16 protein-coding genes are annotated in these 20984 nt (G+C 70.0%); 7 read left to right on the forward strand and 9 right to left on the reverse strand.

The window, feature by feature from the left end:
- Nucleotides 1-59 precede the first annotated feature (59 nt).
- The 3 genes from ACTWQR_RS17145 to ACTWQR_RS17155 all read right to left on the reverse strand — a co-directional run bounded on the left by ACTWQR_RS17145 (nucleotide 60) and on the right by ACTWQR_RS17155 (nucleotide 2137).
- Nucleotides 60-824 carry an MBL fold metallo-hydrolase gene (locus tag ACTWQR_RS17145; RefSeq protein WP_443227940.1) on the reverse strand — a complete coding sequence of 255 codons (765 nt, stop codon included), beginning with the start codon at nucleotides 822-824 and terminating at the stop codon, nucleotides 60-62.
- Nucleotides 825-900: 76 nt separating this feature from the next.
- Nucleotides 901-1401, reverse strand: coding sequence for a cupin domain-containing protein (locus ACTWQR_RS17150; protein WP_443227941.1), 501 nt, complete (start codon nucleotides 1399-1401; stop codon nucleotides 901-903).
- A gap of 130 nt (nucleotides 1402-1531) precedes the next feature.
- On the reverse strand, nucleotides 1532-2137 hold the full coding sequence (locus ACTWQR_RS17155; RefSeq protein WP_443227942.1) for a YbaB/EbfC family nucleoid-associated protein: 606 nt from the start codon (nucleotides 2135-2137) through the stop codon (nucleotides 1532-1534).
- Between the two features lie 189 nt (nucleotides 2138-2326).
- On the opposite strand from ACTWQR_RS17155, the gene ACTWQR_RS17160 reads away from it, so the two are divergent.
- Nucleotides 2327-2725: a 6-pyruvoyl trahydropterin synthase family protein gene (locus ACTWQR_RS17160; RefSeq protein WP_443227943.1), complete on the forward strand. Its 399-nt coding sequence runs from the start codon at nucleotides 2327-2329 to the stop codon at nucleotides 2723-2725.
- 63 nt (nucleotides 2726-2788) lie between these two features.
- Here ACTWQR_RS17160 and ACTWQR_RS17165 read toward each other — a convergent pair whose 3' ends face one another.
- Entirely contained in the window at nucleotides 2789-6883 is a 4095-nt protein-coding gene (locus tag ACTWQR_RS17165; protein WP_443227944.1) for a discoidin domain-containing protein, read from the reverse strand.
- 172 nt (nucleotides 6884-7055) lie between these two features.
- On the opposite strand from ACTWQR_RS17165, the gene ACTWQR_RS17170 reads away from it, so the two are divergent.
- The gene (locus ACTWQR_RS17170; RefSeq protein WP_443227945.1) at nucleotides 7056-7559 is read left to right on the forward strand and encodes an MEKHLA domain-containing protein; all 504 of its coding nucleotides are present in this window, start codon (nucleotides 7056-7058) and stop codon (nucleotides 7557-7559) included.
- An 89-nt stretch (nucleotides 7560-7648) separates the two neighbouring features.
- On the opposite strand, the gene ACTWQR_RS17175 is transcribed toward ACTWQR_RS17170, so the two are convergent.
- A complete protein-coding gene (locus ACTWQR_RS17175) occupies nucleotides 7649-8095 on the reverse strand; it encodes a cupin domain-containing protein (RefSeq protein ID WP_443227946.1) in 447 nt (148 codons plus the stop codon).
- 561 nt (nucleotides 8096-8656) lie between these two features.
- Between ACTWQR_RS17175 and ACTWQR_RS17180 the strand changes: the two genes are divergently transcribed.
- Complete coding sequence (locus tag ACTWQR_RS17180; RefSeq protein WP_443227947.1) at nucleotides 8657-9154, forward strand: sigma-70 family RNA polymerase sigma factor; 498 nt, start codon at nucleotides 8657-8659, stop codon at nucleotides 9152-9154.
- Between the two features lie 136 nt (nucleotides 9155-9290).
- Here the strand turns inward: ACTWQR_RS17180 and ACTWQR_RS17185 are convergent, their stop codons facing one another.
- Nucleotides 9291-11441: a BTAD domain-containing putative transcriptional regulator gene (locus ACTWQR_RS17185; protein ID WP_443227948.1), complete on the reverse strand. Its 2151-nt coding sequence runs from the start codon at nucleotides 11439-11441 to the stop codon at nucleotides 9291-9293.
- A gap of 545 nt (nucleotides 11442-11986) precedes the next feature.
- Here ACTWQR_RS17185 and ACTWQR_RS17190 point away from each other — a divergent pair.
- Nucleotides 11987-12610: a hypothetical protein gene (locus tag ACTWQR_RS17190; protein ID WP_443227949.1), complete on the forward strand. Its 624-nt coding sequence runs from the start codon at nucleotides 11987-11989 to the stop codon at nucleotides 12608-12610.
- Between the two features lie 736 nt (nucleotides 12611-13346).
- Here ACTWQR_RS17190 and ACTWQR_RS17195 read toward each other — a convergent pair.
- The 3 genes from ACTWQR_RS17195 to abc-f form a co-directional block, all read right to left on the reverse strand.
- Nucleotides 13347-13910 (reverse strand): CGNR zinc finger domain-containing protein, encoded by a 564-nt coding sequence (locus ACTWQR_RS17195; RefSeq protein ID WP_443227950.1) that lies wholly within the window; start codon nucleotides 13908-13910, stop codon nucleotides 13347-13349.
- A 42-nt stretch (nucleotides 13911-13952) separates the two neighbouring features.
- Nucleotides 13953-15644, reverse strand: a complete 1692-nt coding sequence (locus ACTWQR_RS17200; RefSeq protein ID WP_443227951.1) for an ABC-F family ATP-binding cassette domain-containing protein — start codon at nucleotides 15642-15644, stop codon at nucleotides 13953-13955.
- Between the two features lie 79 nt (nucleotides 15645-15723).
- Nucleotides 15724-17358: a ribosomal protection-like ABC-F family protein gene (gene abc-f / locus ACTWQR_RS17205; RefSeq protein WP_443227952.1), complete on the reverse strand. Its 1635-nt coding sequence runs from the start codon at nucleotides 17356-17358 to the stop codon at nucleotides 15724-15726.
- Nucleotides 17359-17740: 382 nt separating this feature from the next.
- Here abc-f and ACTWQR_RS17210 point away from each other — a divergent pair, with 382 nt between their 5' ends.
- The 3 genes from ACTWQR_RS17210 to ACTWQR_RS17220 all read left to right on the forward strand — a co-directional run bounded on the left by ACTWQR_RS17210 (nucleotide 17741) and on the right by ACTWQR_RS17220 (nucleotide 20982).
- Nucleotides 17741-18463 (forward strand): molybdopterin-dependent oxidoreductase, encoded by a 723-nt coding sequence (locus ACTWQR_RS17210; protein ID WP_443227953.1) that lies wholly within the window; start codon nucleotides 17741-17743, stop codon nucleotides 18461-18463.
- Complete coding sequence (locus ACTWQR_RS17215; protein ID WP_443227954.1) at nucleotides 18411-19103, forward strand: cytochrome b/b6 domain-containing protein; 693 nt, start codon at nucleotides 18411-18413, stop codon at nucleotides 19101-19103. The genes ACTWQR_RS17210 and ACTWQR_RS17215 overlap by 53 nt, the downstream gene beginning before the upstream one ends.
- A gap of 259 nt (nucleotides 19104-19362) precedes the next feature.
- Entirely contained in the window at nucleotides 19363-20982 is a 1620-nt protein-coding gene (locus ACTWQR_RS17220; protein ID WP_443227955.1) for a tannase/feruloyl esterase family alpha/beta hydrolase, read from the forward strand.
- The last annotated feature ends 2 nt before the right edge of the window (nucleotides 20983-20984 follow it).

A 20984-nucleotide genomic window follows, 5' to 3' on the forward strand; every position in this document is an offset into this window, starting at 1 on the left:
CGGGTTGCCCTGTCCGTGGGACGAGCGCATGTGTCGGGCCGCGCCTCGGACGCGGGCCGTCACCTGGCGGTGTGCTCGTGGGCCGTCAGAGCTGCCTCTTTGGCCGACCCGTGGTGCACGGGTCCGTGGCCGGGCAGGATGAGATGCGCGTCCAGGTCCTCGATCACGGCCAGGGAAGAGAGAGCCCGGGCGCGGTCGGTGTGGAACATGCCGGGCAGCAACTGCGGTCCGCCGATCCGCGACGTGGGGTGCGCGGTCACCAGGGCGTCGCCGGTGATCAGGATGCCGCTGCCGGGCAGGTGGTAGACGCAGTGGCCCTTGGTGTGCCCCGGTGTGTGCACGGGCACCGGCGCACCGGGCAGGTCCAGTGCCCCCGGCACGGGGAACCCCTGCGGCTCGAGGACCGGAACATGCGTGGTTCCGCCGGCTCGGAGGGCGTGTACGGCCCACGGGAGCACACCGGGCCGCCATGCCCGCGCGAGCACCTGGCCGACGGAAACCTGGTCGAGGAAGTCGCGGCGGGCGTGCGGTATCTCCTCCTCGTGCATGAGGACCGGCACGTCGTACGTGGCTCGCAGGTGCTCGGCCGCGCCGATGTGGTCGTTGTGCGCGTGTGTGACCAGGACCGCGGCCACGGAGCGGGCGTTGAGCCCGACCGCCTCCAGCGAGGCGAGCACGGCGTCGCGGTCGCCCGGGTAGCCGGTGTCGACGAGGGTGCAGCTGTCGCCTTCCTTGACGATGACCCAGTTGGTGTTGCTGCCTGACACCGAATAGACGTTGCTCTCGACGCGGACGATGTCGTCCTCACGCAGAAGCTTCGGCATGGTCCTTCTGATCCTCTCGTTGCGGCCCGATCCCGCAGGGGCCCTGCCGCTGGGTGAGCGGCAGGGCCCCGTCGTGTTACTTGGTGTCGCGCTGGAGATCGGCCGGAGTGGCTCCGGGCGGGCCGAGGATGACGTCGCCGAACTCCTCGGTGACGGCCTGGAACAGTCCCATGTCCCACTCGGTCTCGGTGGTCGCCAGGTGCGCCGGCGTACCGGTGCGGCTGATGAGCTCCGCGAACCTGGCGGGAGAGGTGATGGCGAGCGTGCGCGCACCGTCGTCCCCCGCCTTGATGGTGTGGGGCGTGTTCATCTTGATGGCGTAGAAGTCCCCGGACCGTAGGGTGAAGGCGTCCGAGCCCGCCCAGACCGTCAGCGAACCGGAGACGACCCAGATGCGCTCCTCGTAGCCGGTGTGCAGATGCAGCGGCGTCCCGGCGCCCGGGGGCAGGGTGACATCGGAGACGTCGTGCCGGCCCTCGGTCTCCTCGCCGGAGGCGAGGACCGACAGGCGCAGATGCTGGCCGAGAACGAACTGACGGTCCTGGGGAACCGGCGGCGGAGAGGGAAAGTCGGTCATACGTGTGACTCCTGCTCGGAGAGTGACAAAGGATCAACGAACACAAAGTGGGATGCACCGGAGAACACCCGGCGGATACCGGAACATTTCTCTGTTGGGTTGCTCCCGCCACAGAGTAACGTGTGAGAAGTCAAACCTGTGTGCCTGCCCTCGGTCCTGAACACATCCGATGGCCGTACGGAACGCCCTCAGGTGGACCGGCGGCCATGCCCGCACCTCTCCCCGGCTGTTCGGGCACCCCCGCGCACCCGCACATCGGGGGCCGCCAGGCTTCGCTCATGGCATCGCACGCGGAGTCTCTCGGCGCCATGACGGCCTCGCGCAGCTCCGGCGGCAGGGGAGTGGGCAGCGAGGGTCCACGGCCCCACAGCGGCCCTTGCGGCCGCGACCGCGTCGGCTCGCCTGCGGGCCCGGGTTGCGCGGGCAACGCCGGCAGGAGGTCAGCGGCCGTCAGCACGGCGGCGGCCCTGGCCGCGACCTCGGCCCGGGCCGTCGTCAGAGCCTCCAGCACACTGTCGGCCAGATCTGGGGCGGCCATTCCGCGGAACCGCTTGTCGACGAAGTGGATCCACGCCGCGTGGCCGTTGGCGCCCACGGTGACCTCCACGACGCCGTCCCTGGAACGCGCCGTCACCGACAGCGCCCTCATCTGCTCCCGGGCCCTGGACAGAGTGCCGTACCGCTCGGCGAAGTCGGCAAGGACCCTCTCCAGACGGCTTCCCGGTGACGTCTCCATCGTCCTCCTCCGCCGGTGAAGCCACCCGCAGGCGGCACGCACACATGAAGGACACGAGACGACCACACATTTGGTTCACATGCCGGGGAAACGCCCTACACCGGCCCGGGTGTCAGGCAGCAGAGCCCTGTGTCATGTGTGCGCCGGTTATGCTCCGTGCCGAGCGCACACCCCCACCTGGGAGGACTCTTGTTCAGCATCACCGTACGTGACTACATGATGGTCGCCCACAGCTTCCGCGGCGAGGTCTTCGGCCCGGCCCAGCGGCTGCACGGGGCGACGTTCGTCGTGGACGCGACATTCCGGCGCCCGGAGCTGGACGACGACAACATCGTCGTCGACATCGGTCTGGCAACCGCGGAACTCGGCAAGGTGATCGGCGAGTTCAACTATCGCAACCTCGACGACGAGGAGCGGTTCCACCAGATCAACACCTCGACGGAGTACCTGGCCAAGGTGATCGCCGACCGCCTGGTCGAGGCGATCCGCGCGGGCACGCTGGGGGAGGGCGCCCGGGGGATCCGCGAAGTGGTCCTGACGCTGCACGAGTCGCACATCGCGTGGGCCAGTTACGAGCGCAGCGTGTGACACACGCACGGGGGCCGGTCCGCCGATACGGCGGCATCGGCCCCCGGCCTCTCCCGGCACGGCTCAGCCGCGCACCGTGACCGGGGGAGTGTTGTACCCCTCGACCCGCAGCTTCGGCCGGCCCGAAGGCAGGGCGGACGCGGGCCACGACAGTGTGACCGTGCGTGTCTCACCGGGCAGCAGCCACAGGTAGTTGTCGTCGTAGAGGGTCGGCAGGACTCGGGCGCCGTCCTCGCCCAGCAGCGAGAGCCGGACCATCGCGGCGACCATGGACCCCCGGTTGCGGACCGTGGCGGTCGCCGTACGCCGGTCCCCGTCGCGCGACACCTGTGTGAGGGCGGCCGACAGCCTGGCCTGCTGGACCTGGTTGAGAGCCCGCAGTGCCTCGGGGGTGCGGCAGCGCCAGTAGGTGTTGCGTGACAGGACCTGGCCCCGGTCGTCCGTGAGGGTCAGCCGCAGCAGATGCAGGTCCGGCAGGTCGTCCTCGGGGGCCGCGGTGAACGCCGCCGTCGAGGACGCGGGATCCACGTCCACGCGCGCCTTCCGAGTGCCGGCGACCCGGCGGCCGGACAGGTCGTACGTCTCCGCCGTGACCGTTGCTCCCTTGAGCGGCTCACGGGTGTGGTTGACCGCGATGACCCGCCACTTCACCGGGTCGGCCTGCACGTGCAGGGGTTCGCAGGCGCTCCGGCAGCCGAAGTAGGCGCCGTTGACGTCGAAGTCGTAGTCGTAGGTCTGCCAGACGGTGCTGTGCCAGGCCGGGTGGGACATCCACAGCATCAACCCACTGGCGTTGTCCCACAGGTTGGCGTTCCAGGCCTCGAACATGGCGCGGAAGTTCTCGTAGTTGACGAACTGCGCCTTGCGCGTGAAGTCGTCCAGGTCGGTGGCCGTGCCGAGGCGGGTCTCGATGGCCGTCCTGTAGTTCTGCGGCGCCTGGTTGCCGCGCTCGCTCCAGTCGTGGTGGTACCAGGCACCGCCGATCGGCCATTCCGGCCCGTCGTCGCCCACCATGGCGCGGGTGCTGGCGGCGGTGGAGACGACGGGCATGCCGATCTCGGTGTGGAAGCCGAAGTCCTTGCTGCCGTACGTCGACGGATCGAAGTAGCGCTCCGGCTCGACCCAGCCGTAGGGGCCGCCTCCGGTGACGATGCCGCCGGCCGAGTTGTTCTGGTAGAGCACCCCCGGCACCTGGCTCTCGACCGCCCTGCGCATGCCCTCGTCGACCGCGGCCGGCGGGTTGCCCTCGTTGGCACCGCACCACACGGCCACGCTCGGGTGGATGCGGTAGCGCAGCACGGTGTCCCGGGCCACGGACAGGAACGCCTCGTGGTCCGGCGGGTCCATGCTCCAGGCGTTGGGGAAGTCGTTCCACACCAGGATGCCGTGCTCGTCGCAACTGGCGTAGAACTCGTCCCGGTTGCTGCTGCCGACCCAGTTGCGGATCATCGTGAAGTTCATGGCCCGGTGCATCCGCACCGCCGCGTCCATCCGCTCGGCGGGCATCCGGCGCAGCAGTTCGTCCCAGCCCCAGTTGCCGCCCCGCACCAGCACCCGTACGCCGTTGACGCTGATCTTCAGCGGATCGGGGGTGTTGGAGACGGTCGTGACATCGGTCCAGGTGTCGCCGTCGGCGGAGACCTGGATGGTGTACGTCTTCGGGTACGCCTGCTCCCACAGGACCGCGACCCGGTCGAAGCGCCGGGACGAGCCGAGGTCGATCTGGATCCACTGGTGGTCCTCGTAGGCGGAGGACCAGCGGGTGCCGGGGTCGCCGTCGGTGGCGTGGGCGGCCGGGTGGGCGTCCTCCTCGCTGGAGGCGGTCGCCTGCCGGCGCAACGCGAGGTCGGTGCCCGGCTCGGCGCTGTCGATGACGGCGAGGGACCACAGGGAGTTGCCCCAGCTGGTGTTGCGGAGGCCGCAGGACAGGCGGACGTGACGGGCCGTGCGGGCCTCGAAGTCGGTCACCCGCAGGCTGGCGTCACCGCTGTTGAAGGGCAGCGGGACGGCCGTGTTGTCCACGGCCGCGGTGTCCGTCCACTGCTCGCCGTCCTCGGAGACCTGGACGACGTAGGTCCGCGCGTAGGCCTGCTCCCAGACCAGGTCGACCCGGTCGAAGGACCGCACCGAGCCGAGGTCGACGCCGATCCACTGGTCGTCGGCGAAGGCGGAGGACCAGCGGGTGTTCGAGTCGCCGTCGGTGACATGGGCGGCCCCGTGGCCGTCCTCGTCGGTGCTGGAGGCCTCGGCCGGGGCGTGCAGGGCGAGGTCGGTGCCGGGGCTGGAATTGTCGAACACCGACAGGGCCCACAGCGAACTGCCCCAACTGGTGGCCCGGGTGAGACAGCGGACGCGGACGTGGCGGGCGTGCTGGTCACCGACCTGGACGGTCTGGGTGTAGGCATCGGACGACGGGGTGAACTTCAGCGGGGTGTCGTACTCGTAGCCGAACTGCCGTATGCCGAAACGGGTGGTGCGCCGGTCGCTCTCGGCGCCGCCCGTCCGGGCGACCAGGGTGAGGTCGTACAGGGTGGGCTCGCCCAGGCCGTTGGGCCACCACAGGTCGGGGTCCTTCACCCGCAGTGCGCCGAAGGCATCGGGCGTGAAGACGACGTCGACCGACTTGCCGGCCGGGACGGTGACCCGGCGCGAGACGCGGACGTCACCGAACGAGGCGGAGACCGTGGCCTCGTGGTCGGCGGAGTCGGCGTTGCGCACCGGGACGGTCAGGGTGAGTTCGGCGACCGACAGATCCGGTAGCGCGGGCAGCGCGGTGTCGACCCGCGGGTCGCCGATCAAGAGGTGGCCGGTCGATCTCAGCCGTACGTGGTTCCAGATGCCGGCCGAGCGGTCGCGGACGGCCGGCATCCAGTCCCATCCCGAAGAGGCAAGGTATGTCGGCGAGTTGAGGTTCATGGTGTTGGCTCCGGCGTCCACCCAGGCCTCCCCCGCCGGGCCCTTGTCGCCGGGGCTGCCGGGCACCGGCATGGGGAAGAGCCGTACGGCGAGTGCGTTGCCGCCCGAGGCGGCCAGGAACTCGGTGATGTCGTGGGCGGAGCGGGCGAAAGGGAACGTCACCTCGCCCACCCCGTGTCCGTTGAGCCAGATCTCGGCCTTGTGGTTGACACCGTCGAACTCCAGCCAGATGTGCCGCCCCTGGCCGGTGCGCAGGCCGCGGGGCAGGTCGAAGTCCCGCTTGTACCACCAGGAGTGGCGGGACAGTGCCTCAGGGACGCGCAGGTTGTTCAGTCCCGTGACCGGGTCGGGCAGCTTGCCCTGGTCGACGAGGGAGCCCAGCACGGTGCCGGGCACGGTCGCGGGCAGCCAGCGGCTGGTGTCCACGCCGGTCCGCGACAGGGTCGTACCGTCGCCGTCCGCCCAGTCGTCCAGGGTGAGCGTCCAGCCCGACTCCAGCGGCACCGTGCCGTCGGCGGCGAGGGTGAGCCGGGGGGTGTCGCCGTGGCGGATGCCCCAGTCGGTCCAGCCGGTGGCCTTCGGGCGGTGGCCCAAAGCGGTGCCGTACACCTCGAAGCCGTTGAGGCCCAGCGGGTTGGGGCTGGAGCGCCGGTGGGCCGTCATCCGTACCCAGCGGGCCGTGACTGGCTTCGCCAGCGGGATGTCCAGCACGCCGCCGGTGCCGGCCGTGGTGCGGTACGCGCTGGTCCAGGAGTCGCGGTCGCGGGACGTCTCGACGACGAACTCCCTGGCGTAGCTGGAGAGGATCTCCTTGCCCGTGGTGCCCTGACGAGGGTTTCCGCCGGCCGGCGGGGTGAACACCGGGTCGTTCGCGTCGGCCTCGAAGGTCAGCCGGATGCGGTCGACGCGGCAGTCCGTCTCCAGGTCGACCTCGATCCACTGAGGGTCGCCCGACTCGGCGCGCCATCCGGTGCCGCGCACACCCTGCGCCGGAAGCGCGTCCACCACGAACGCGGCGGGGGCGGGCGCGTAGGCCTGCGAGGAGACCCGGACCGGGCGGTGGGCGGCGATCTCACCGGGCGCGGCGGACGCGCCGGTGCCCGTCACACCCGCGGTTCGCGCGGCAGCGTCGGCCGTCGGCGCGAGGACCGTGCCCAGGCCGAACCCGGCCAGCAGTGTCGAGCCGGTCGCGACGACGGTGCGCCGGGAGGGGTGTCGCGAAGAACACGACTGATCAGCCATGTGTAGTCGTCCAATCACAGGAGGGTGGGGAGTGCCACGTGTTGCCGGTACGGGGGCGGTCTCGCGTTCTGACAACGTTGCCATAGGCTGTTGCGGCGGACACTTCCCTGTCAAGGCCCGTGACGATGACGAAACCTCCAGCCGTGCCGGACGAAGAAACATGTGAACTGTGATGACACCCTTTGACGACGGCGCCACGCCGATGACCCTGCCTGTGCGGCCCACTGACCCCGCCTTCGCCGACCTGCTGCTCTCCAGCCATCTGCGGCTGGTGGGCGAGCCGCTGTGTCCGGCGGTGTGGGAGACCGGGCGGGACGCCGCGCGGTGGCTGTACGAGCGGGCCCCGCTCGGGCTGCTGGCGCACGACACGTCCGCCGACCCGCGCTTCGTCTACGCCAACAGCACGGCGCAGGACTGCTTCGGCTACTCCTGGGACGAGTTCGTCGGCCTGCCGTCCCGGCTGTCGGCGCGCCCGGACGGCCAGGAGGACCGGGAGGCCTTCGTGCGCGCCGTGACAGTCCACCACTACGCCACCGGCTACCGGGGGATACGTGTCGGCAAGAGCGGCCGGACCTTCTGGATCGAGGACGTGACCATGTGGGACCTGATGGACACCCATGGGAGGATCCACGGCCAGGCCGCGGTGTTCCGCTCCTGGTCGCCCGTGAACATGTGAAGGGGCCTCGGGGCTCTGTCGCAGGACGAGCCCGCCACGGTCTGTCGGCCGTGGCGGGCTCGTCCTGTGGTGCGCAAGGGCTGGGGAACCTACTGGAAGTCGCAGCCCGGGTTGGGGGCGTCCTCCGACAGCGGGGCGCCGTGCGGCAGGACGTACAGGACGTCGAGGACCACATCGGTCGCGCCGAGGTTGCGGCCGATGTGCACGTTGTCCGCGCCGGAAGGCTCGGTGAGTCCGCTGCCGGCCTTGTAGACGCCGTCGGACTCGCAGTCCGAGTCGAAGTGGCTGAGTGTGCCCTGCTGGACGAATCCGTAGAGGGTTCCGTCGTGGTAGTGCCAGCCCGTGCTCTGGCCCGGGGGAATGGTGACCTGGCGGAGGATGTAGTCCTTCCCGTTGAACGTGGTCTGGGAGATGATTTTGCCCGTCACGCCCGGACCGCCCGGGGTCGCGAACGCTGTGCCTGCGCCGAGGGACAGACCGACGGCAGCAACCGCGGTCACTCCCAGCCGCAGCAGGTTCTTACGCAATGTGGTCATACCTTTCAGGTGGCTCTCCAGCACGCCGATCCTGGCCGGGCCGTACCCGGAACGGTCGGCGCACTGACTCGCGGGAACACGCGCTCGCAAAGGGCGTAGTCGGCGACAGTGGCCCTGGGGATCCCACCGCGCGGCGCGTGCCGAGCAGACAGTGTCACACACCTGGTTTCCGGCCGCCGGGCCCCGCACACCTTCCACTCAGTTGTCTCACGGCCATCACATGTGTCTCCATGGGGAGCCGGTCTCAGGTCGATCAAGGCGGCTCGACACACGTGACATACAACTCACGCCTTGCGTCCGTTTGGAGTGCGGCAAAGCGGGGAATCGCTGTCCGGAGTAGAAAACCCCTGGTGGGGAGGTGTCCTCCGGCGCCGAGCGACATCTCGCGAGCATATGTGTTCGCCGGTCGAGGCTCGCGGCACTACGGCGGCACAAATGCGGCATGTTTCTGGCACTTGCCGCTGTCTAAAGTGCGTACGCGGGGGTTACATCCGGCCCCCGGTCGCCGCACGACAGAGAACCAGGATGGTTCAGAACACTATGGCTACGCCCCTCACGGCTATGTCCCGGTCCGATCTGCTCGGCACCATCATGAGGGAACACCGCGACGGTCTTGTCTCGTACGCCGAGAAGATGCTGGGTGACCACGGACTCGCCGAGGACATCGTCCAGGAGACCACCATCCGGGCCTGGCGGAACATCGACAGACTGCTGGGGATGGAGGGGTCGGTCCGCGGCTGGCTGTTCACCGTGACCCGGCACCTGGTCATCGACTGGGTGCGCAAACCCCATGCCCGAAAGGAGGTTGTCGGAGTCACCTACAGCGACCCCGTGTCGCGTACCGACGGCACCGAGGCGGTGCACGACGCCCTGGTGGCCAGGCCCTTACTGCGCCGGCTGTCTCCCGATCACCGTGCCGTGCTGGTCCACATATACCTGTGCGACCGCAGCATCCAGGAAACCGCCGGGATCCTCGGCATCCCGGCCGGCACCGTCAAGAGCCGTCACCACAACGCCCTGCGCAAGCTGCGGAGCGTCGTGCGACCAGAGGCCGCCTGAGCGCTCCGCTGGAAGAACGGTGATGAACCTGCGGGCCGGCGGGGGCTGGTCGCGCCCACGCGGCGGAGCCGCATATCGGAAACAGCCCCGCGCCCCTTACGGGGGGCGGTACCGCACTGGACTTCACCAAGGCCGCCTAGAAGTCGGTCGAGTGCAGACACATCTCCAACGCCGAGGTCAACTGGCGTCGGAACGTCTCGCCGCGGGGGTCGTGGCCGACGGCGCGGACGAGTTCCGGCAGCAGGTACTGCTCGGCGACGATCCACTCGGCGGCGTCCGCGCGTCCGCCGAACTCCTGGGGCCGGACCCCTGGTCTCGGCGGCGGCAGGATCACGCCGCCGCAGTGCGGTGCGAGCAACGCCGTGGCGGCGCTGGCGCTGTACAGATAGTGCTCGAACATCCTGGCCAGCGCCTCGGACCGCACGGTCGGGGAATCCAGGAGCGAGCTGAGCTCTCGCGCGTAGGCGCGCAGCAGTTCGTGACAGGTGTACCGGCCGGCGGTCAGTTCGACGAGCAGGTGGTGATCCATCAGCTCGGCCACGTCCTGCCGGGTGCCGCGCAGGTCGGTGCCGGCCAGGCTGGCGGCGGCCGGCAGGGTGATGTCACGCGTGGGATGCAGGCCGAGCAGCCGGAACAGCCGCGCGGCGCCGCTGCCCAGCGCTTCGTAGGAGCGGTGGAACGAACTGCGGATGTCGGTGCGGGCGTCGCGGCCGGACAGCACGTCGAGGCAGTCGTCGGTGTCCTGGAGCCTGGCCGCGAGCGAGGCCAGCGGGAACTGTGGCTGTACCAGTGCGCGGGTACCGGCGACGGCCAGCGCCAGTGGCAGCCCCCCGCACAACTCCACGATCTCCTCCGCGGCGGCGTGCTCGGCTCTGGTCCGGTCGGTGCCCAGGCGCCGGTCGAGCAGTTCGAGACCCTCCTCGCGGGTCATGGGATCCAGCGTGATGATCCGGGCGTTGTCCGTGACCGCCAGGCCCTCCAGCCGCCGCCGGCTCGTGACGATCGCGAGACTGCCCGGTGCGGCGGGGAGCAGGGGACGTACCTGCTCGCTGTCCTCGGCGTCGTCCAGGACGAGGAGCAGCCGACGCCCGTCCAGAGCACTGCGGTAGGCGGCGGCGAGTGCGGCGGCGCTCGAGTGCGAACGGTCGTGCTTGACGCCCAGCGCGCCGAGCACCTCGGCGATGGCCTCGGCCGGGTCGAGCGGGGGTTGGGAGGCGTGGTGGCCCTGGAGGTCGACGTGGATCTGCCCGTCGGGGAAGTGGTCGGCGACCATGTGGCCCCAGTGCACGGCCAGCGTCGTCTTGCCGACTCCCGCCATGCCGCAGATGGCCGTGGTCATCGTCGGAGGCCGGCTCTCGCCCTTGAGCGGCAGTAGTTCCAGGCACTGGCTCAGTGTCTGCCGACGGCCGGCGAAGGAGGCGCAGTCCGCGGGCAGTTGAGCCGGCCTGCCGGCTTCCGTGGGACGGGGTGGGGGAGTGTCCGGGGCCCGGGAGACCCTGCGCTGGAGCAGGTGCTGCTGCGCGGCGCGCAGTTCGGGGCCGGGCTCGACGCCCAGTTCCTCGGCCAGCGTGCCGCGGATGGTCTCGAACTGCTGCAGGGCCTCGGCCGGTCGGCCGGTGGCGGCCAGGGCGGCGATCACCCGGGAGTGGAGTGCCTCGTCGAAAGGGTGGCCCTCCACGGCGCGCCGCAGCATCGCGAGCACCTCCTCCGTCAGTGCGGGCGCCGCGGTCAGGACAGCGTCGGCGGCTTCCTTCACCGTCGCGACGAACTCGTGGCCGACCGAGGTGAACACCGGATGCCGGGCCACCGATGTGCCGGCGGCGACGACGGGACCGCGCCACAGCCGGAGGGCTTCGACGAAGTCCTCCGCGGCCTGTACGGGAGCGCCACCCCTGACCGCGAGCTGCGCCTGGGCGCGCAGGTCGCGGAAGCGCAGCAGATCCGAGGTCGAGGTGTCGACCAGCAGGCGGTAGCCGTCTGCGGCGCGGACGAGGTGTTCCGCGTGGGTACGGCTGCGCAGTTCGGGTTCGAGTGTCCTGCGCAACGCGCCGACGTGCCGGTGCACCACGTTGACGGCGCTGGCCGGCGGCTCCTCGCCCCACAGGATGTCGACCGCCTCGCTCAGGGTGAGCGGGCCAGGGGCGCGTAGCAGCAGCAGGGAGAGCAGGGCCAGTCGCTTAGGGGGGCCCAGGTCGATCTCGGTGTCCCCGCGCATCGCCCGCACGGTACCGAGAATTGAGTAGCGCACTGTCGCGTCCATCTCGCGGCTGGCCTCGCCATTTCTCATGAGGTGCTGTTGGTCGCCTGTCGTCACCACGCCGCCGGGGGACCCAAGCCGTCTCCGCCCGAGGGGCTTGCGGCCAAGACCGCGAAGTGTAGCCACGATTCGTGGCACGTGTGCGCAGCGAAGGAGTGCCTGTGGTGTGTCATCGCGGCGGTGGTTTCCGGGTGGAAGCTTCTCCCGTGAGCAGCCGCGGGCGGGACGACCTCCCGGGGTGTCGAGTGTCGTACCGCGCGTCGCACGACCGACATGTGTGCCTCCGAGGAAACAGAAGTAACCAGCTTGACAGGTGATGACGTTCCCATAGAAGTACGTCACCTGTCAAGCCGGTTACTCTTGAGGTGGCGTGGCGGAGCGCGCCCCGGTGAACCCCGCGGTGGCCTGTTCCGTTCGTTTTCATGACGGGCTTCTGCCCGCTGGGCGTGTGCTGTGCGAGCCTGCTCACCGGCGGACCGGTCCGAGCGGTGACGCCATGCGGTGGCACAGGTGTCCCGCGCGACGGCCGTACCGCGTCAGGCTTCGAGCCGTCATGCCAGTGAGAGGAGGAGCCCTTGTACGTCCTGGTCCCTGACGATCCTGTGTTCTTCGCGAAGTTCCAGAGCCTGGAAGAACCGCTTCTCCGCCACCTCTACCGACTGCACAGCGCGGGCCTGGGGTCCGACGAAGAGCGGGTCGTCTCGGATGCCTACGACAGCTGGGTGCAGGTGCTGCTGAAGCTGCCGCTGTGGTCCCGGTGGCACAGCGAAGAAACCTCCGCCGACCACGCTCCGGCCGAGGGGTTCACCCTGCGCAGCGTGCGCGGCGACCAGCTGACGAGTCTGTACCCGATCGAGCTGGCCACGGTCGATCTCGGACGCCTGGCGGCCTGCCTCGACCTGTTCGTCGAGGCCGACAAGCTCTGGCGTCCGATACCGGAGCAGGCGTGTGCCGAACCGCCGGATCGGGAGGAGAGCCTCACCGATGTCTTCCGACGCGTCATGGAAGTGCTGCTGCTGCCGCCCCCGCAGGGCCTTCTGGGCACCCTGCGGCCTGTCGGGCCCCAGGGATCCGTCGTCTCCGTGACCCTGGCGGCCGATCAGGAGACGGAGTACCGGCGCTTCTGCGAGGAGATCGTGACCATCCTCAGCTCGGGCGACACGTTCGCCTACCGCAGTCATCGAGCCATGTATCTCTGAGACACCTCGAAAGCGACGGCCGGATGCACCTGTTGTGGTGAACCTTTCGGTCCGCTGTTGCGTTCTTCGGATGGAAGGCTCTGCCGCCTGGACACGCGGGCGGCGGTGCCGTGACGGGACATTCAGGGTCCAGCCACGTTCTCGTGGTCCGTTCCCGATCCCGTCCCCGCACTGGCGGCCGAGTCCCCCCTCGGACCGCCAGTGCGCACCTGTGAACCATTGGCGCCGACCCGTCCGTCCCTGCAGTGAACGGCTCCTGGAGACGGATCTTCCAAGGCCGACCGCGGGTCAGGCCCTGACCCCCAGGGTCTGAGCCAGGTACGGCCCGCTCCCGCATTCGTGTGGCGGGGTCGGGCCGTACCGAAGCGTGCGTTCCGTGACGTGCCTGTCCGCACGCGTATGAGGACGGCACACGTCCGCGGAAGGGCTGCCTCTCTCTTCAAGGAGATCCTCACCGCTCATGCCGTCGTGGCCCGGGGCGCGGAACTCGTCGCCAGGTCCTTCGCCGGGTTGACGGCGGTGCGGCCGTCAACGCGAGGATGGGCCGCACCTGGTCCTCGGCCTCCTGGAGCACCCCGAGCTCCTTCCTGGCCGGCGCTATGTCGACGCCGCCTCACCGCCACCCGTGCGCTGGGCTCGGGGAATGCTGATGAGCAAGTTCCGCAAGCCCGTCAAGGACCTCGCCGCCGACCGGTCCCCGCGTTCGCCGGGACCGCGCGCCGACCGGATGAGGGTGTCAGTGTGCGGTCGCGGCGGGCGCGGTCTTCTTGCGTGCGCGGTATGCGGCGGCCTTGATCTTGTTGCCGCAGGACTCCATGCCGCACCACTGGCGCCGCATGCCCCGGGAGCGGTCGATGTAGACCCTGGTGCACTCGGGGTTGCCGCATTCCTTCATCAAGGGGACGTCCGGGCCGCTGAGCAGTTCCACGGCCTGCCGGGCGACGGTCGCCAGCGCCTGCTCGGGCGTCGCCTCGGTGAGCCGCCCGGTCGGGGTGAGCTGGGGCGTCACGGGGGTCCTGCGCGCGGCACGGTTGACCGCGTCGAGCGCCTCCCTGTCGAACTCCTCGCCGAGGCGGCGGTCGGTGACGAGCCGGTAGATGGCCTCGCGTACGGTCGTGGCCTCGCGGACGTCGTCCTCCTCGCCGGGAGTGATCGTGTCCACCAGCCCGGACTCCAGGTACCAGGCATTCAGCCGTTCCGGTGTCACGAACATCTCGAACCGGGTCGAGCGCCGGGCTCGGAGGGTGGCCGCGAAGTCGAGGGCGGGGTGCCCGCATACGAATACATGGTCAAGGTTCACATCACCATCTTGACAGGTGACTTATGTCGAGCGCAAGGAGCGTCACCGCTCCAGACGGTTTTCCCTGGTGGCGGCGTGCTCGGGCTCGTACGGCACCTCCTCCTGTCGGCCGCGTCCCGGTTCCAGGCGGAGTTCGCGGCCCTGCCATCGTCGGCGCAGCCAGCGGTCGTGGCTCGCCACGATGACTGCGCCGGGGCCCGGGCCCAGGGCGGCCTCCAGCTCGTCGCACAGGCGCGGGGAGAGGTGGTTGGTGGGCTCGTCGAGCAGGAGCAGCTGGGGTGGGCGGGCGACCAGGAGGGCCAGCGCCAGGCGGCGGCGCTGACCCACGGACAGCTGCCCGACCGGTTTGCCCAGGTCCGCCTCGTGCATCAGTCCGAGCGAGCCCAGCGGCACCTTCTCGGCCCGCCACGGGCCCAGCGACAGCTCGTAGGTCTCCCGGACCGTGCGATCGGGCCGTTCGAACACGGTGTCCTGGGTGAGCAGCCCGACCGTCAGCCCCCGCCGCCGGTGCACCTCGCCCTCGGCCGGGAGGCGTCCGGCGAGCACGGCGAGCAGCGTCGACTTGCCCGCCCCGTTGCCGCCGGTGATGAGCAGCCGGTCCGTCGCCGACACCTCCAGGCCGTCCAGAGCCAGTCGGCCTGGCACCCGCACGTCGTGCAGGGACACCAGGGGCCGCGGGCCCTCCTCGGTACGCGCGGCCAGCTCCCCGGCCGCGAACCGCAGCGGACGCGGTGGCGCGGCGACCTGGGTGCGCTCCAGTTCCTCCAGCCGCCGGGTGGCGTTGCGGACCCGGCGGGAGATCTGGTTCTGCACCCGGCCGGCCCGGTGGCCGTAGCCCATCTTCTCGTTGTCGGTGCGGCCGCGGTCCGGCGCGACCCGGTGCGCGGTCACCCCCGCCCCGTGCCGTAGTTCCGTGAGTTCTTCCTGTTCCTCGGCGTACCGCCGCTCCCAGCGCTCCCGCTCGGCGAGCTTTTCCGACAGGTAGGCGCTGTAGTTGCCGCCGTAGCGGACCGGGCCGTCCACCGCCGGGTCGAGGTCGATCAGGTCGGTGCAGACGGCGTCGAGGAACGCCCGGTCGTGGCTGGCGACGACCACGGTCCCGGGCAGGCCGCGGACCTGCTCCTCCAGGAAAGCGGCGGCGCCGTCGTCGAGGTGGTTGGTCGGCTCGTCCAGCAGGAGCGCCGACGGCCGCCGGACGAGCAGGGCGGCCAGGGCCAGCCGGCCTCGCTGCCCGCCGGAGAGCGAACCGAGCGTGCGGTTGTGCCCGAACGTGCCGAGGCCCAGGCCGTCGAGGACCAGGGCCGCACGGCGGTCGGCGTCCCAGGACTCCCGGTCCTGGGCCTGCTCGAGGCGCCTTCCGTAGGCGTCGAGGAGCTCCTGGTGGCCGAGGTCGTCCTCGGGGACGCGGGCGAGTTCCTCGCCGAGCCGGTCCAGCTCGGCGAGGTCCTCGCGGGCCTCGCGCAATGCCTCGTCCAGCACCGTGGCGATGGTCGAGTCGGCGTCGTACGGCATCTCCTGGTGGAGGAAGCCGAGGTCGAACGGGCGGGTGACGCTGCCCGCGTCGGGTTCGTCGACGCCGGCGAGCACGCGCAGCAGGGTGGACTTGCCGACGCCGTTCTCCCCGAGCAGGCCGATGCGGTGGCCGGGGGAGGCGGTCAGGGAGATGCCGTCGAGGACGCGACGGCCGCCCAGGTCACGGACGAGGTCGTGGGCGAGCAGAGCGGGGTGGGGCATGAAGAACCGTCCGACGTGATCGGTGTTCGGCCCGCGGGGCGTGCTGCCTCGGACGCGGGCCACTGCACACGTCGGCGGATCACACCGCGGGGGCTCCCGTCTCTTTGAGGGTTCCGTCGGCCAGCCGCAGCCAGCGGTTCACGCCGATCTCGGCGAGGAACCGCTCGTCGTGGCTGACCACCATGAAGGCGCCCTGGTAGGAGTTGAGCGCGCTCTCCAGCTGGCCCGCGCTGACCAGGTCGAGGTTGTTGGTCGGCTCGTCCAGCAGCAGCAGATGCGGGGCCGGTTCGGCACACAGCACGCAGGCCAGGGTGGCGCGCAGCCGTTCGCCGCCGGAGAGCACCCCGACGGGCAGGTGCGCTCGCGTGCCCCGGAACAGGAAGCGGGCGAGCAGGTTCATCCGCTCCGCCTCGGGCCGCTCGGGTGCGAACGTGGCGAAGTTCTCCGCCACGGTGCGGTTCAGGTCCAGCAGGTCCAGGCGCTGCGAGAGGTAGGCGATCCGGCCGTCGTTGCGCTTGATCTCCCCGCCCTCCAGGGCGAGTTCGCCGGTGACCAGCCGCATCAGGGTGGTCTTTCCGGCGCCGTTGGGACCGGTCAGCGCGATGCGCTCGGGGCCCCGGACGGACAGGTCGACACCGCCCGCGGCGAACACCGCCTTGTCTCCGAGGCGGACCTGCATCCCCTCGCCGAGGAAGAGGTTGCGGCCGGCGGGCACCTGGGTGTCGGGCAGGTCCAGGGTGATGCGCTGCTCGTCGCGCAGGGCGCGTCCGGCCTCGTCGAGCCGGGTCTTGGCCTCGCTGACCCGGGAGGCGTGCATCTGGCCGGCCCGGCCCGCGGACTCCTGCGCGCCGCGCTTCATGTTGCCGGCGAAGATCTTGGGCAGGCCGGCGTTCTTGAGGTTGCGGGAGGCGTTACTCATGCGCCGGTCGGCGCGCTCGCGGGCCTGCTGCAGCTCCCGCTTCTCCCGCTTCAGCTCCTGCTCGGCGTTGCGGACGTTCTTCTCGGCGACCTCCTGCTCGGCACGCACGGCCTCCTCGTACTCGGTGAAGTTGCCGCCGTAGAAGCGCAGTTCGTCGCTGCCGAGTTCGGCGATGCGTTCCATGCGGTCGAGCAGTACGCGGTCGTGGCTGACCAACAGCAGGCAGCCGGTGAAGTCCGACAGCACGTCGTAGAGCTTGTGCCGGGCCTGCAGGTCGAGGTTGTTGGTGGGCTCGTCGAGCAGCAAGACGTCGGGGCGCCTGAGCAGCTGGGCGGCGAGGCCGAGCGAGACGACCTGGCCGCCGCTGAGCGTGCTCAGGCTGCGGTCCAGGGTGAGGTCGGCGAGGCCCAGACGGTCGAGCTGGGCGCGGGTGCGCTCCTCGATGTCCCAGTCATCGCCGATGGTGGCGAAGTGCTCCTCGCTGACGTCGCCGGACTCCACGGCGTCCAGGGCACGGATCACCGCCGCGACGCCGAGCACCTCGGCGACCGTGAGGTTGCCGGTCAGGGGAAGGCTCTGCGGGAGGTAGCCGAGGGTGCCGCCGACGGACACCGAGCCGGTGACGGGCTTCAGTTCGCCGGCGACCAGCTTGAGCAGGGTGCTCTTGCCGGCGCCGTTTGGGGCGACCAGGCCCGTGCGGCCAGTGCTCACGGTGAAGGACAGGTCGTGGAAGACCGGGGTGTCGTCGGGCCAGGCGAAGGAGAGGTTCGAGCAGACGATCGCGGCGTCGGACATGGAGGCGACCTCGAGGGGAATGAGGGCAGAGCTTGGACCTCTGCCCTGGGCAGACATGGGAAAGGAGGTACGACGAAACGGACCACGTCGGCAGCGCTCCTGAGCGCCGGCCGGTGGCCGTCAGATCCGGGTCTCACCCGGAGATGTCGTCTTCACCCACCACGTCTGTGACTCCTCGATGCACGGTCAGCGTCACTGACACTCTAACAAATCGTCGGCCTGCTCGGTCGGTGGTGTGGCCGGCCGGGCTCATACGTGTGCATCGACGGCTTCCTGTTGACAGCCCCGCGACCCCATGACAGCATCGTCACCAGTTAAACCGGTGACGATGCTGCTGCTCATGGCTCGGCAAAGTTCACACGTGTCGGAAGGGGCACACACCATGGCAGAAAAGCCGAAGCCGATGGCCGGGGGCGCACCGGTGGGGCGGCGGGCGATGTTGGGCATGCTCGGCGCGGGGGCCGCGGGGCTCGCCGCCGCACCCCATCTGCAGCGTGGCTGGGAGGGGTTTCTCGGTGCCGCCTCGCAGGTCGACGCCACAGGGCTGACCGGTCTGCTGCCCAATCCGGGCGGCTTCCGGTACTACAGCGTCGTCGGCTCGGTGCCGCACAAGGACGAGACGAACTACGAACTCACGGTCGGCGGACTGGTGGAGCAGCCGAAGACCTACACGCTCGACGCGTTGCGCGCGATGCCGCAGACCCGGGTCGTCCACGACGTCGTGTGCACCGACGGGTGGCGCGTGGAGAAGACGCCTTTCGAGGGGGTGAAGCTGGCGGACATCCTCGACGACGCCGGGGTGCGTTCTCCCGGCGCGGCGATCCGGTTCACCTGCTTCGACGGCGCCTACAGCGAGAGCCTCACCCTGGAACAGGCACGCCGCTCGGACGTCCTGGTGGCGCTGAACATGCAGGACAAGCCCATCACCCACGCGCACGGCGGACCGGTCCGCCTCTACGTGGCCCCCATGTACTTCTACAAGTCGGCCAAGTGGCTGTCCGGTATCTCGGTCACCGACGAGGTCGTCCCCGGCTACTGGGAGGAGCGCGGTTATGCGGTCGACGGCTGGCTCGACGACGCCGACCGGCACAACGACGCGGCCTGAACACGACGGCCGGGTCCGCCGGTTCAGCACCGCCGAGCGCATGGTCCACCGGGCCACGGGCTATCTGATGCTGCTGTGCCTGGTCTCCGCCGCCTGCCTCTACCTCGGGCCGCTGGCCCAACTCGTCGGACGGCGGCATCTGATGGTCACGGTCCACGAGTGGTCCGGCATCTCGCTGCCGTTGCCCTTTCTGCTGGGGCTCTTGTCTCCCGCCTTCCGTGCGGACCTGCGCAGGCTGAACCGCTTCGCGGTGTACGACCGGCAGTGGCTGCGCGCCGTCCGCAGGCGCCGGACCTCGCCCGAGGCCCGCCCGGCCGGCAAGTTCAACGCGGGCCAGAAGCTCTACGCGGGCTGGATCGCCGGCGCCGTGCTGGTGATGATGTTCACCGGCCTGCTGATGTGGTTCATGGGGCTGCTGCCCGTCATCTCCCGCACCAGCGCGATCTTCATCCACGACATCGTGGCCTGGGCGATCACGTTTGTCGTGCTCGGGCACATGCGCAAGGCGTTCGAGGACCCCGAGGCGAGGCTGGGCTTGCGCACCGGATACGTCAGCCGGTCGTGGGCGCAGCGGTATCACTCGCGGTGGCTGAAGGGGGAGCAGGTGAGTGACGTGTCCGAGCGGCGGACCGTCGAATGACCTAACACGTCCTGCGCGGGGATCGGTCGGTTTTCCCGGGTGTGGACCGTCAACTGACTGTTGTCGGTACGTGTGGTGTGCGGCCAGAGTGGATCCGGGTCAGGGGGCGACGGGCCCACTCGTTCACCGGAGTTCGATCCACCTCTTTCGTCACCTGCTTAACCAGTGATAAAGTCCGGATCATTCTTCGGCCCGCCTCATGTGACGTGCATATGTATCGCCGTGGCCCGCACACACCTCCTTCTTCGATGGGAAACCAATGAGACGACTTCTGACTGTCCTCGCGGCCGGTGTGCCGCTGGCCGCGGCGGTGTACCTGCCGACCGCCTCGGCGGAGCCCCAGGACGGTTCCGGCTCCCCGGCGTTCGCCTGCACGGCGCCCTCGGTGAAGGCTCCGGCCGGGACCGAGGTGGAGTCCGTGACCGCGGTCAGCCAAGCGGGCGGCACCATCAACGGCACCGGGGTCCTGGGCGGTACGGTCTCCGGCGTTCCGGCCTACTGCGAGGTGACGGTCACCCTCACCCACCCGGGCGACGGCGACCAGGCCAAGGTGCGGACCTGGCTGCCCGTCAGCGGCTGGAACGGCCGTTTCCAGGGGCTCGGCGGTGCCGCCTACCTGGCCGGTGACAACGGCGTCGCTCTGGGCACCGCGGTCAAGAACGGCTACGCCGCCGTCACCACCGACGCCGGTGTCGGGGACGCCCTGGACACCAGCTGGGCGCTGAACAGCGAGGGCCAGGTCAACACCGCGCTGCTGAAGAACTTCGCCTCCCGCTCCCAGCACGAGGCGGCGGTCGTCGGCAAGCAGGTCGTCGACGGGGTCTACGGCAAGGGTCCCGCCTACTCCTACTTCACCGGCTGCTCCACCGGCGGACGCCAGGGCTACATGGAGGCCCAGCGTTACCCCGACGACTACGACGGCATCCTCGCCGAAGCTCCCGGCATCAACTGGGACGAGTTCGAGGTCGCCACCCTGTGGCCGCAGGTGGTCATGAGCAATGAGAAGACCTACCCGTCCAAGTGTGAGTTCGACGCCTTCACCAACGCCGCCGTCAAGGCCTGCGACTCCCTCGACGGCGTCAAGGACGGCCTGGTCAACGACCCGTCCCGCTGCGACTTCGACCCGCGCCGGCTCATCGGCACCAAGGTCGTGTGCGACGGCAAGGAGCTGACCATCACGGCGGCCGACGCGACCGTCGTACGCAAGATCTGGGACGGCCCGCGCACCGCCTCCGGCAAGAAGCTGTGGTCCGGCGTTCCGATCGGGGCCGATCTGTGGGCTCTGGCCGGCCATACCGATCCCGACGCCGACGGGAACGTCGCGGGCTCGCCGTTCCCGGTGCCCGCCGCCTGGGTCAAGCTCTGGGTGGCGAAGGATCCCTCCCTCGACCTCTCGAAGATCACCTACAGCCAGTTCACGAAGCTGTTCAAGCAGTCCCAGGCCGAGTACGACAAGGTCATCGGCACGGACGATCCGGACCTGTCCGGCTTCCGCAAGTCCGGCGGCAAGCTGCTGTCCTGGCACGGCCTGGCGGACCAGTACATCCCCACCCAGGGCACTGTGGAGTACCGCGAGCAGGTCGAGCGGGAGATGGGCGGAACCAAGCGGGTCGACGACTTCTACCGTCTCTTCCTCGCCCCGGGGACCAACCACTGCGGTCTCAACGGACTTGACGGCTCGGCCGACGGCCTCGCCGCGCTGACCGCCTGGGTCGAGCACGGCAAGGCGCCCAAGACCCTGCCCGCCACCCTGATCAACGACTCGCAGCAGAGCGTCACCCGTGACCTGTGCAGCTACCCGCAGGTGTCCCGCTACAACGGCCACGGCGACCCGGCCGTCGCCTCCAGCTTCCGGTGTGTCTTCCCGTCCCGATACTGAGT

The sequence above is a fragment of the Streptomyces sp. 2A115 genome, assembly GCF_052245575.1.
GTDB lineage: Bacteria > Actinomycetota > Actinomycetes > Streptomycetales > Streptomycetaceae > Streptomyces.